The organism is Curtobacterium sp. NPDC089991 (assembly GCF_044748425.1).
GTDB lineage: Bacteria > Actinomycetota > Actinomycetes > Actinomycetales > Microbacteriaceae > Curtobacterium.
Window position 1 is genome coordinate 215,836 of record NZ_JBIVGB010000002.1, and the last position, 13,047, is coordinate 228,882.

A 13,047-nucleotide genomic window follows, 5' to 3' on the forward strand; every position below is an offset into this window, starting at 1 on the left:
GGCCGAGCGCACGGACGGCACCGCGCCTCCCGGCCGACACGGGGTCGGACAGGAGGCGCGGTGCGGGACGTTGCTCGGGCTCAGCCGCGGCTGCGGCGGCGGGCGCCCCTGGCCAGGCGGGAGAGCCCCAGCAGCAGGAACCCGAGGACCACGAGTCCGGCTGCCGTCCCGGCGATCGGGGCGACCTCCGCGCCGGTCCAGGCGAGTCCGCCGGGGCCGGTGCCGGACCCGGTGCCGGCACCCGTGCCGTTGCCCGGGTTGCCGGGCGCACCGGGCGTTCCCGGGGTCCCGGGCGTGCCCGGCAGGCCGGGCGTCCCCGGGGTTCCCGGCGTTCCCGGCGTTCCCGGCGTTCCGGGGTTCCCCGGGGTGCCGGGCGTCCCGGGGTCACCCGGGGTCCCGGGCTCACCCGGCGTCACCGTGGCGGCGTCCACCACCACGCTGATCGTCTGGACGGCCGAGGTCGCACCCGCCACCGTCTGGGTGATCCGGAGGGCGTGCGGACCGACCGCGAGCCGGACCGTCACCGACCAGGCGCCGGTCTCGTCCGCCGTCGTGGTGACCGGTGTCCCGTCGTCGGCGACGACCGTGACGGTCGCTCCCGGCTCGGCGGTGCCGGTGACCAGCCAGTCGACGTACCCGGCGGCCGAGGCCGTCTGGTGCGCACCCGGCGTGGGCGACGTGACCGCGAGCGGGTCCACGGCGTCGACGACGATCGGCACCTCGGGTGCGGCGGTCGTCGTGCCGTTCACGGACTGGGTCGCACGGATCGTCCACTCGCCCTCGGGCACGCGGTCGAACGTGACGCTCCAGTCACCGTCCGCGTCGGCGGTCGTGGTGCGCACCTGGCCGTTCGACAGGGTGACCGTCACCGTCGCCCCCGGGGTTGCGTGCCCGGTCACCGTGAAGGAACCGGTGTCGCCGGGACCGTTCGCGGGGATGAGCTGACCCGGGGTCGGGCTGGTGATCGTGATGTCGGTCGCCTGGGCGATCACGACGGTGACCGCGCTGGTCACCGGGTCGGAGGTCCGACCGCCGACCGTCTGCGTCACCGACACCGTGTGCTCGCCTGCCGGTACGCCACCGACCGTGACCGTCCACGAGCCGTCGTCGCCGGCGGTCGTCGTCGCGGTCCGTCCGTCGACGTCGACCGTGATCGTCGCCCCGGGCTCGGCCGTGCCGCTCACCGGGATCGACGCCGTCGTGCCGGTCGTCGGGACCACCTGTCCGTCGGTCGGGCTCGTCACGGTGACCGGGGTCGCAACGGTCACCCGGAAGCCGACCTCCGGTGCGTCCGTCGTGGCGCCGTCGACCGTCTGGCTGGCGGCGATCGTGTGCGGACCGGTGCCGACGCCCGGGACGGTGACCGCCCAGTCGCCGTCGTCGTCCGCGGTCGTCGTGACCGCGGTGCCGCCGTCGATGCGTACCGAGACCGCGGCATTCGGCGCCGAGGTGCCGACCACGCGGACGTCCGTCCGTCCGCCGAGCACGCGGTACGCGGTGCCGTCGGCCGGAGCCGTGACGACGATCGCGTCCGCCTCGGCGACCACGACGGTGACGTCGCGCTCGACCGGGGACGACGTGGTCCCGTTCACGACCTGGGTGACCGACACGGTGTGGTCACCGGCCGGCACGCCGGTCAGGCTCGTCGACCAGCGGCCGTCGGACCCGACCCGCACCGTCACCGGGTCGTCGTCGTCCAGGACGATCCGGACGTCGGCGCCGAGCTGGCCCTGGCCGCTGACCGGGACGGTCGCGGTCGGGTCGGAGTCCGGCACGGTGAAGGTCGCGTCGTCGGCGGGGGCGGTCACGGTCAGGGCGGCACCGGGGGCCACCGTGAAGGTGCTCCGGACCTGCTCGGACGTGGAGCCGTCGACCGTCTGGGTCGCGCGGATCGTGTGCTCCCCGACGTCCAGGCCGGGCAGCGCGAGGGTCCAGGTGCCCGCGTCGGTCGCGGTCACGGTCGTGGGGTCGCCCCCGTCGATCGTGACGCGGACCCGTGCACCGGGCTCGGCCGCACCGCCTGCGGTGAGGGTGACGACCGAGTCACGCTGCGCGACCCGCACCGTCGAACCGTCCGCCGGGGTCGCGATCGTGATCGGGGCGGCGACGAGGACGCGGATGCGGACCGTCACCGGAGCCGACTCCGTGTCGCCCACGCGCTGGGTGACGCTCACGGTCCGGTTGCCGGCCGGCACCCCGGGGACGGTGACACTCCAGGCGCCGTTGTCGTCCGCGGTGGTCGACTCGCTGCGGCCGCCGCCGAGGTCGACCACGACGGTCGCTCCGGGCTGCGCGGTGCCGCTGACGTCGACCGCGGTGGTCGCGTCCTCACCGGCGACCGTGTACTCCTGGCCGACGGTCGGTTCGTCGATCACGACGGGGGCGCCCGGCACGATCTCGAAGGTGCTCGAGGCCGGTGTGGTCGAGGTGGAGCCGTCGACGGTCTGGGTCACCTCGACGGTGTGCTCGCCGACTCCGAGGTCGGGGACGTCGACCGTCCACGAGCCGTCGTCGCCCGCGGTGACCTCGACGGGGTCGCGGTCGTCGACCGTGACCGTCACGGTGGAGCCCGGCTCGGCGTCGCCGGCGACCGTCACGGTCGTCGTGGCGTCGTCGTCGGCGACCGTGATCGAGTCGTCGCCCGGCTGCCGGATCGTGAGCGCGGCGGCGGCCACGACCGACACCGGTCGTTCGACCGCGGCGCTCGTGGTGCCGTTGACCGACTGTGTGACCGAGGCCGTCCACGACCCGGTCGGCACGCCGTCGACCGTGGTCGACCACCGTCCCTGCTGGTCGACCCGTGCCGTCGCGCTGCCGCCGTCACCCAGGTCGACCGTGACGGTCGCGCCGGGCTGGCCGGTGCCGGCGAAGTCGACGTCGGTGGTGGCGTCGCCGTCGGCGACCGTGACGGCGGTGGCACCGGCGGGCGTCGAGACGACGAGCGGGGAACCGGCACGGACCGACACCGCCGCCGTGACCGGCGTCGACGTCTGGCCGCCGACGACCTGGGTCGCGGTGACGCGGTGGTCGCCCACGGGCACGTCCGCGAACGTCGCCTGCCAGGCGCCGTCGTCGTCGGCCCTGACCGTCTGGGTCTCGCCCGTGGAGAGTCGCACCGTGACCTCGGCGTCGGCCTGCGCGAGGCCGCTCGCCGCGACGTCGGCGGTGCCCGCCGCGTCCGCGACCGTCAGGACGTCTCCGTCCTCGGGGGTCGCGATGGTCAGGGCCGTCCCTGCCCGCACCGTGACGGTCTGGGTCGGACTGGAGGCAGTGGTCCCGCCCACGGTCTGGGTCGCGGTGAGCGTCGGGGTACCGACACCGACCCCGCCGAACGTGACCGTCCAGTCACCGTCGCCGTTCGCGGTGGTGGTCTGCGTGCTGCCGCCGAGCCGCACCGTGACCGGCGCGTCCGGCTCCGCCGTCCCCGAGACGACGACGTCACGCGTCGCGTCCGCGTCCGGCACGAGCAGGACGTCGTCGGCGTCGGGCGAGGTCACCGACACCGCGTCGGCGGCCTCGATCGTGATCGTGCGCTGGGCTGGTGCCGAGGTGCGCGGGTCGGACACGGTGCCCGGGAGCGTCTGCGTCACCGACACGGGGTGCGGTCCGACGCCGAGGTCCGGGAACGTCACCGACCAGGTCCCGTCGGCCGCGATCGTGTCCAGCTGGTCGTCCGCGCCGGCGGTCGACGCGGTGACCCGGGCACCGGGCTGACCGGTGCCGGAGACGGTGACGTCGCGCTCGACGTCCGGACCGGCCACGGTGATCGGGTCGGTGCTCGGAGCCGTGATGGTCAGTGCGTTCGCCGTGACGACCTGGAAGGTCGTCGGGATGGCGCTCGTGACGACGTCCTCGATCTCCTGGCTCGCCGTCACCGTGTACACGCCCGTGGGGGCGAGGCCGGTGGCGTCGACGGCCCACGCGCCGTCGGCGTCCGCGGTCGTGGTGAACTGTGTGCCCGGTCCGACCGAGACGGAGACGGCGGCCAGCGGTTCGGCCGAGCCCGTGATCCGGACCGTCGCGGTGGCGTCGTCGTCGACCACGACGAAGCGGGTGCCGCTCGCCGGGGTGTCGATCACGATCGCGTTGCCCGGCACGACGGTGAAGTCCCGCGTGACGACGGGACCGTCGGTGCCGTTCACGGTCTGGACCGCGGTGACGGTGTGGTCGCCGATGCCGAGCTGGGTGCTCGGGACCGCCCAGTTGCCGGCCGTGTCCGCGACCACCTCGACGGCGTCCGCGTCGTCGATCGTCACGGCGACGGTCGCACCCGGCTCGGCGGTCCCCCGGACGACGACGTTCGCCTGTCCGCCGGTACCCGCTGGGATCTCCTGCGCGTCGCCCGGTGCCTCGATGACCAGGGCGTCGCCGGCCTCGACCGTGAAGTCGCGGTCGATCGGGGCCGAGGTCGCTCCGCCGACGGTCTGCGTGACCGAGGCGGTGTGGTCGCCCGTGCCGACGTCCGACAGGGTCACCGACCAGGCGCCCTGCGCGTTCGCGGTCGTGGCGACCGCGGCGCCGCCGTCCAGGACGACCTCGACGTCGGCGTCCGGCTGGGCGGTCCCCCGCACCGTGACGTCCACCTCCGAGTCGTCGGTCGCGACCGTGACGGTCGCGTCCTGCACCGGGGCGGTCACGGCGAGCGGAGCGCCCGCCTGCACGGTGACGACCTGACGGACGGCGGGCGAGGTCGTGCCGTTCACCGTCTGCGTCGCGGCGATCGTGTACCGACCGACCGGGACGTCCTGGACGGTGACGGTCCACGAGCCGTCGTCCTCGGCCGTGGTCGTCGCGGTGCGCCCGGAACCGAGCGAGACCCGGACCTCGGCTCCGCCCTCGGCCGTGCCGGTCAGCTCGAGGTCGGCCGTGGTGTCCGCGTCGAGGACCGTGACCACGTCACCGTCGTCGGGCGAAGTGATCGCGATGGGGTCACCGGCCGCGACGGTGAAGGTCGAGGTCACCGCTGCCGAGGTCGTGCCGTCGACGGTCTGCCGGGCCGTGACCGTGCGGTCGCCGGTCGGGACGCCCACGAAGGTCGCCGTCCAGTCGCCGTCGTCGTCCGCGTCCACCGTGGTGGTGAACGAGCCGCCGATGCCGACCGCGACCCGCGCGTTCGGGGCGGCGGAGCCGGAGACCGTGACCGGGGTCGTCGACGTGGCGTCCGCGACGGTGATCGTGCTGCCGTCGGCCGGTTCGTCGATGGTCAGCCCCGGAGCCGCCGTCACCGTGAAGTCGCGCTCGACCGGGCTGCTCGTGGTGCCACCGACCGTCTGGGTCACCTGCGCCGTGCGGTCACCCGCGGGGACACCGGTGACGCTCGTCGACCACGTGCCGCCGGCGTTCGCCGTGGTGGTCGCGGTCAGGCCGTCGCCGAGGTCCACGTCCACGCGGGCCCCTGGCTGCGCGCTGCCCGAGAACGGGATGGACCGGGTGTCGCCCGCGAGCGGGAAGTCCTGGTCCGCCGTCGGGGTGTCGATCGTCAGGCCCGCGGCGGCCACGACGCGGAACGCCCGGGTGACGGGGTTCGAGGTCGTGTCGCCGACCGTCTGGGTCACGCTCGCGGTCTGGTCGCCCACGGGGACGCCGGGCACCGTGACGCTCCACGCGCCGCTGCCGTTCGCCGTGGTGGTCGCCGTGCGGCCGCCGCCGAGGTCGACGTCGATCCGCGCGTTGGCGGTCGCCGTGCCCGTCAGGGTGACCGGCGTGGTCGTCCCGGTGGTCGTGGAGGTCTGACCGGCCGTCGGGGTCGTGATGGTCAGTGCCTGCTGTGCGACGACCGAGAAGGTCTGGATCGCGGAGCCCGCCGCCGTCCCGTTGACCGTCTGGTTCGCCGCGGCCGTGTGGTCGCCGACCGGGACGTTCGGGATCGAGGTCGTCCACGTGCCGTTCGCCGCCACGGTGGCCGTGCCGGTGCGTCCGCCGCCGAGGCTCACGGCGATGGTCGCGCCCGGCTCACCGGCACCGCTGACGGTGATGCTCCGGGTGGACGAGGCCGAGGGGACGCTGAACTGCTGGTTCGCCGTCGGGGCCGTGATGGTCGGCGGAGCGATGGCCGTCGCCCGGACCGTCGAGGTGGCGAGGTCGACGGTGGCGACGTTCGCGCCGGGCAGCACCGAGAGCCGGAGGGCGTGCACGCTGCGCGACCCCGGGTCGTACCCGCGCTGGTCGCGGAAGCCGGTGGTGGTGTCCTGTGCGTTCACGGTCAGGTCGATCACCTGGCGGAGCAGCAGCACGACGGGGCGCAGCAGCGTGGACACCGCGGTGGTCGTCGCGGTGAGCGTGGTGCCGAGGGTCGTCAGGGCCGTGCCGGTGACGAGCGGCCGCACGATGGTCTGCAGTGCCGGGACCACGATGGAGTTCACGGCGGGGGCGAGCAGGTTCCCGAGGACGGTCAGCCCGAGCGGGCCCCCGGTCGCGGTGACGGTGGCGTTCGCCGGGGCGGTGCCGGCCAGGGCGCCGAGCGTGGTGTCCGCCCGGAGCGCGAGGGCGGTGAGCGGGACGCCGGCCAGGTTCACGTTGGCGGTGACGTTGACGGCCACCGCGGTCGAGTTGATCGTGTTCACGACGGCGGTCTGCAGGGCCGTCGGCAGCTGGGTGCCGAGGATCGTCGTGATGCTCTGGTTGATCGAGCTGACGGCCGCTTCGGTCAGCACCGGGGTGTTCGCCGGCTGGTTGTTCAGTGTCGTCAGCTTGTCGAGGTCGACGGTGATCGCGCCGGTCGCCGGCGTGATCGTCACCGCGCCGTCCGTCAGCGGCTGTGCGAGTACCTGCTCGAGCGTGCCGTCGAGGTTGAGGTTCACCGAGGCGGTCACGTTCGTGCCGTTGAGGTTGACGAGTCCGAGGGCCGTCGACCGGAGCAGCCGCTGGAGCTCGGCGGTCAGCGCCGTCGTCGTGCCGGACAGGGCACCGTTCGCCCCGACCGTGGTGTTCACGGAGTTCGAGAGCGTGCGCAGGTCGGTCCGCAGCGACGTCGTCAGGCCCGCGACCGCGGGGCTGGTGAGGTTCAGGTTCGCGCCGGCGATGCGGTAGTCGGTCGTGGTGCCGACCGTGGCGCCGCGCGTGGACTGGATGCGGGACGCCAGGGCACCGATCTGCAGCTGCGCGTTCGACAGCACCGTGGTGTCCGCGCCCACCCGCGAGAACAGCGGGTTCAGGTTCAGGGTGCTGGCTCCGGTGCCGAGTCCCGTGCCGACCCCGATGCCGCCGTCGTTGGTCAGCAGGCCGGACGACGCCGTGGCCCCCGATGCCGAGGTGGTGGCGTACTGCCCGTTGACCCCGAGCGTGAGGATGCCGTTGGTGCCGAGCAGGTCGATGTCGTTGCCCAGGTCCACGCCCACCGCGTTCAGGGCGGTGAGGTTCAGCGGCTGGTTCGTCGTGCCGCCGCCCGTGGTCGCCCCGCGTGCGGAGTACGCGCCACCGAGCTGGGCGATGTCGTCGACGTTGACGATCCCGGAGCCGCTGAGCAGGACGCCCTCGCCCTCGGCGACGTCGGTCTGTGCCGCCGCCGCCGGTTGGATCGCCACGGTGGCGGCGACGAGCGCCGTCACCGTGGCGATGACACTGCCGCGCAGGAGGAGACGCCGATCGTCCGATGCTCGTCGTCGAGCTCGGTCGCCAGCATCGATGATCCGTCGTGTCCAGTTGTTCGCTGCGGTCGGTACCCGGGTACCGCGCTGCGACGCGTGCCTGCGCATGCGTGTCTCTCATCCTGGCGGGCGCACCCGCCACCTGATCCTCGGATCTCCCCCGCTGGTGAGGCGGTGGAGTCAGGAACCCTGGTTGGGAGTTCCTGAGGCAGATCTTTACACACGATCAGGTTGCTGTCCGCAACCCGTTACGAAACAGACATGCGGAAGCGGTGCGGAGACCGCGCGGAGACAGAAAAGACTCCCCACGCACCCGCCAGAGCCCGGCTACCCTTGCTGCGTTTCCGCCCTGGGGGAGTTCACCTGGATGGCGTCACGTGAGGAGCCGCCGACAACTCTACCGGATGCGACCGGGCAGGATTGACACATGAAGATCGCCATCGCCGGAGGACACGGCCAGATCGCACTGCTCCTCGCCCGCCAGATCACCGACGCCGGACACGACGCCGTCGCGATCGTCCGCAACCCTGCACACGTCGCCGACGTGGAGCAGCAGGGTGCCACGGCGATCGTCGCGGACCTCGAACAGCTCGGCGACGACGACCTGGCACTGCGCCTCCGCGGGGTCGACGCTGTGGTGTTCGCCGCCGGCGCCGGGCCGAACAGCGGTGCGGAGCGCAAGCTCACCGTCGACCGGGACGGCGCGATCCTGCTCGCGGACGCCGCGGAGCGCGCGGGCATCGACCGCTACGTGATGGTGTCGGCGATGGCGGCGGACACCTACGACGCCGAGGCCGCGGTGGTCCCCGCGAAGGACGACGCCGCCGTGTTCCAGGTCTACCTCCGGGCGAAGGCCGAGGCCGACGCGAACCTGCGCGCCCGACGGCTGCGGTGGACGATCGTGCGGCCGGGAGGCCTGCTCGACACGCCGCCGCAGGGAACGGTCGACGTCGGGCGCACCGTGCCGCGCGGCTCGATCCCCCGCGCCGACGTCGCCACGGTCGTGCTGCACGCGCTGCTCGACGACTCGGCCGTCGGGGTCCAGTTCGAGGTCACGAGCGGGAACACGCCGATCCCCGCGGCCCTCGACGCCCTGTCCTGAGGCGCGCGCCCCGTCCGCACCGTGCGCACCTCGTCACCCCGTGCGAGCTTGCACGCTCCGGTGCCGCGCCACAAGCGCGCACCCAGCCACCAACCCCGCACCAGCCCACCCAGGCCGCACCGTGCGGTGACCGCGACCCAGCGCCGGACGGGAGGCACGGCGCCAGCCCGCCCCGCGCCTCCCGTCCGCACCGTGCGCACCTCCTCACCCCGTGCGAGCTTGCACGCTCCGTGCCGCGCCACAAGCGCGCACCCAGCCACCAACCCCGCACCAGCCCACCCAGGCCGCACCATGCGGCGACCGCGACCCAGCGCCGGACGGGAGGCACGGCGCCAGCCCGCCCCGCGCCTCCCGTTCGCACCGTGCGCACCTCGACACCCCGTGCGAACTTGCACGCTCCGTGCCGCGCTACAAGCGCGCACCCAGCCACCAACCCCGCACCAGCCCACCCAGGCCGCACCGTGCTGGCGCCAGGCAGCGCAGCGCGCACCGCGCAGCGCGCTCCGCGTCAGAGCGCGACCGCAGCCGACTGTCGGGCGATCTCCAGTTCCTCGTTCGTCGGGATCACGAGCACCGCGACGCGTGAGGTGTCCGTGGAGATGACCCGGGCCTCCCGGGATCCCAGCTCGTTGCGGTCCGCGTCGATCTCGATGCCCAGGTGCTCGAGCCCGGCGAGCACGCGCCGGCGCAGCAGCGCGTTGTTCTCGCCGACGCCGGCGGTGAAGACCACCGCGTCGAGCCCGCCGAGCTGCGCCGTGTAGGCGCCGACGTAGCGACGGATGCGGTGGCGGTACACGGCGAGCGCCGCTTCGGCGACCTCGTCGCCGTTGAGGGCGGCGTCCTGGACGTCGCGCATGTCGCCGTTGCCGGTCAGGCCGAGCAGCCCGGACTGCTTGTTGAGCATGGTGTCGAGCTCGTCGAAGGACAGCCCGGCTTCGCGGTGCAGGTGCAGCAGGACGGCGGGGTCGAGGTCGCCGGAGCGGGTGCCCATGACGAGGCCCTCGAGTGGCGTGAGGCCCATCGATGTCTCGATCGACTTCCCACCGTCGATCGCTGCGGCCGAGGCACCGTTGCCCAGGTGCAGCACGATGGTCTTCAGCTCGGACAGCGGGCGGTCGAGGAAGACCGCGGCCTGCTCGGAGACGTACTTGTGGCTCGTGCCGTGCATGCCGTAGCGGCGGATGGAGTACTTCGACGCCAGGTCGGCCGGGATCGCGTAGGTGTAGGCGTGCGGCGGCATGGTCTGGTGGAACGCGGTGTCAAACACGGCGACGTGCGGCACGTCGGAGAACGCCTGCTTCGCGGCCCGGATCCCCTCGAGGTTCGCCGGGTTGTGCAGCGGCGCGAGGCTGTTGAGCGCCTCGATCTGTCGTTCGACGTCGTCCGTCACCACCGTCGCGCGGTCGAAGGTGGTGCCGCCGTGCACGACGCGGTGGCCGACGACGGCCGGCGGGTGCTCGTCGAACGACGGACCGACCTTGGCGAACGCGTCGATCATCGCCTGGAACCCGGCGGCGTGGTCCGGCACGGACGCGGCGTCGTTCGACGACGACTCCCCCGTCAGCGCGTTGGTGTGCTTCCACGCGCCGGCCGACTCGCCGATGCGCTCCACGAGCCCGGAGGCGAGCGTGCGCTCCCCCTCGAGTTCGATGAGCTGGTACTTGAACGAACTCGATCCGGAGTTCACGACGAGGGCTGCGGTCACGGGTGGTGTCGCTTTCTGCTCATGGCCTGGTCGGCCGGACGGGAGGCGCGGTGTGCGTTGCGCAGGTCAGGCCGCGTCGGACGCGGTGCCGGCCTGGATCGCGGTGATCGCGACGGTGTTCACGATGTCGCTGACGAGGGCGCCGCGGGAGAGGTCGTTGATCGGCTTGCGCAGTCCCTGCAGGACGGGCCCGATGGCGACCGCACCGGCGGAGCGCTGCACGGCCTTGTACGTGTTGTTGCCCGTGTTGAGGTCCGGGAAGATGAAGACGGTCGCCTTGCCGGCCACCGGGGAGTCCGGCATCTTCGTGCTCGCGACCGTCGGGTCGGCAGCGGCGTCGTACTGGATCGGGCCCTCGACGAGCAGGTCAGGGCGGCGTTCGCGGACGAAGGCGGTGCCGGCACGGACCTTGTCGACGTCGGCGCCGGTGCCGCTGTCGCCGGTCGAGTAGCTGAGCATCGCGACGCGGGGGTCGATGCCGAACTGGGTCGCCGTCTCGGCCGACGAGATCGCGATGTCGGCGAGCTGCTCGCTCGTCGGGTCCGGGATCACCGCGCAGTCGCCGTAGACCAGGACACGGTCGGCGAGCGCCATCAGGAACACGCTCGACACGATCGAGGTGTCCGGACGGGTCTTGATGATCTCGAAGGACGGCCGGATGGTGTGCGCGGTGGTGTGCTTCGCACCGGAGACCATGCCGTCGGCGAGTCCGAGCTGCACCATCATCGTGCCGAAGTACGAGACGTCGGTGACGGTGTCGCGCGCGAGCTCGATCGACATGCCCTTGTGCGCCCGGAGGCGGGTGTACTCCTCGGCGAAGCGTTCGCGGAGCTCGGGGTCGAACGGCGACACGAGCTGGGCGGCGTCGAGGTCGAGTCCGAGCTCGGTCGCGCGGGTGCGGATCGCAGCGGGGTCGCCGAGGATCGTCAGCTCGCAGACCTGGCGGGCGAGCAGCGTCGACGCCGCGCGGAGGATGCGGTCGTCCTCGCCCTCGGGGAGCACGATGTGCTTGCCGTAGCCCCGTGCCCGGTCGAGCAGGCCGTGCTCGAACATGAGCGGCGTGACGACGCCGGACGGCGTGAGCTGCAGGCGGTCGCGCAGGGACTCGGCGTCGACGTGCTGCTCGAACAGGGCGAGCGCGAGGTCGGCCTTGCGGGGCGAGTCCGCCGCCAGGCGCCCGCGGGTCTGCGTGATGCGGAGGGCGGTGTCGTACGTGCCCAGGTCGTTCTGCGCGATCGGCAGCGAGCTCGACAGGCCCTCGAGCAGCCGGGAGATCTGCGGTGCGGTCTCGAACCCGCCGTTCAGGATCACGCCGGCCAGGCTCGGGAACGTGTCCGACTGGTTCGCCAGCAGGGTCGCGATGAGGACGTCGCTGCGGTCGCCCGGGACCACGACGATGCCGCCCTCGATCAGGCGGGGCAGGACGTTCTCCATGCTCATGCCGGCGACGACGGTGCCGAGTGCCTCGCGGTCGAGCAGGGCGTCGTCCCCGCGCACCAGGGTCGCGTCGGTCGCCTGCAGCAGCGCACGGACGGTCGGGGCGACGAGGACGCGGTCCTCCGGGATCGCCCACACGGGCACGTCCGGGTGGTCGTCGTGCACGGCCCGCTCGACACTCGCCACGATCGCGGCGAGGGCCTCCGGGTCGGCGCGGTTCACGACGACGCCGAACAGCTGCGCGTGTGCCGCTCGCAGCTCGCTCGTCGTGACGTCCGCGACCTGCGCCATCCCCTCGGGCGTGCGGGCACCGCGCTCGGCTGCGTCACGACCACCGAGGACGAGGAGCACCGGGGCACCGAGGTTCGCGGCGACCTTCGCGTTGAACGACAGCTCGGTTGGGCTGCCGACGTCGGTGTAGTCGGACCCGAGCACGACCACCGCGTCGCACTGCCGCTCCACCTGGGCGAAGCGGTTCACGATGGTGCCGAGCGCTGCGTCCGGATCCGCGTGGACGTCGTCGTAGGTGACCCCCACGGCGTCGTCGTACGAGATCCCGACCGCGGTGTGCTGCAGCAGCAATTCGAGCACGTAGTCGGGTTCGGCGACCGAGCGGGCGACGGGGCGGAACACGCCGACGCGGCCGACGGAGCGCGCGAGGGTCTCGAGGACACCGAGGGCGACGGTGCTCTTGCCCGTGTGCCCTTCTGCTGACGTGATGTAGATGCGGGTCGACACGCGCCCCAGGGTAGTCGCCGGACATGTCACGACAACTGGGAGCACCGGCCTCGACGACACACGGTCGTGAGCACCCCTGGGAACCTGTACCATTGGGTGTCGCCGTCGCGAGACAGCACAAGGAGAATTCGCCTAGTGGCCTATGGCGCACGCTTGGAAAGCGTGTTGGGTGCAAGCCCTCGGGGGTTCGAATCCCCCATTCTCCGCCAGCAAGGCCCCGCACCGAGTGCGGGGCCTTCGTCGTTCCGGGCGGCGCGCGTCGTGATCGCGCCGGCTGGTCCCCCACGCGGCGGACCCGTCTGTCCCCTGTTCGCCAAGGACTGGCCGTCAAACGCCGATCCGGGGTGGAACGGGCTGTCCCCGGTCCCCGTCGTGCACCTATGCTTGCCGGAGCGGACGACTCCGGGACGAGTCGACCGCGGTGCATCGAGCGGCAGGGGCGTCGCTCGCAGGGCGGCCGATTCGGCGTGCCCGGGAGA

4 protein-coding genes, 1 tRNA gene and 1 other RNA gene are annotated in these 13,047 nt (G+C 73.1%); 2 read left to right on the forward strand and 4 right to left on the reverse strand.

Annotated features, from left to right (window positions below; all coding sequences use genetic code 11):
• Positions 1–80: 80 nt before the first annotated feature.
• Together ACIPV1_RS06140 and ffs are read right to left on the reverse strand one after the other, a co-directional pair.
• Positions 81–7,694 (reverse strand): choice-of-anchor G family protein, encoded by a 7,614-nt coding sequence (locus tag ACIPV1_RS06140; protein WP_402725959.1) that lies wholly within the window; start codon positions 7,692–7,694, stop codon positions 81–83.
• Positions 7,695–7,879: 185 nt separating this feature from the next.
• Positions 7,880–7,976, reverse strand: an RNA gene (ffs, locus tag ACIPV1_RS06145) — signal recognition particle sRNA small type.
• Positions 7,977–8,013: 37 nt separating this feature from the next.
• Here ffs and ACIPV1_RS06150 point away from each other — a divergent pair.
• Complete coding sequence (locus ACIPV1_RS06150; RefSeq protein ID WP_123292136.1) at positions 8,014–8,688, forward strand: SDR family oxidoreductase; 675 nt, start codon at positions 8,014–8,016, stop codon at positions 8,686–8,688.
• Positions 8,689–9,196: 508 nt separating this feature from the next.
• On the opposite strand, the gene ACIPV1_RS06155 is transcribed toward ACIPV1_RS06150, so the two are convergent.
• Together ACIPV1_RS06155 and pta are read right to left on the reverse strand one after the other, a co-directional pair.
• Complete coding sequence (locus ACIPV1_RS06155) at positions 9,197–10,393, reverse strand: acetate/propionate family kinase (protein WP_402725960.1); 1,197 nt, start codon at positions 10,391–10,393, stop codon at positions 9,197–9,199.
• Positions 10,394–10,459: 66 nt separating this feature from the next.
• Positions 10,460–12,568 carry a phosphate acetyltransferase gene (gene pta / locus ACIPV1_RS06160; protein WP_123292134.1) on the reverse strand — a complete coding sequence of 703 codons (2,109 nt, stop codon included), beginning with the start codon at positions 12,566–12,568 and terminating at the stop codon, positions 10,460–10,462.
• Between the two features lie 121 nt (positions 12,569–12,689).
• On the opposite strand from pta, the gene ACIPV1_RS06165 reads away from it, so the two are divergent.
• Positions 12,690–12,777 (forward strand) — tRNA-Ser (locus ACIPV1_RS06165).
• Positions 12,778–13,047: the final 270 nt, after the last annotated feature.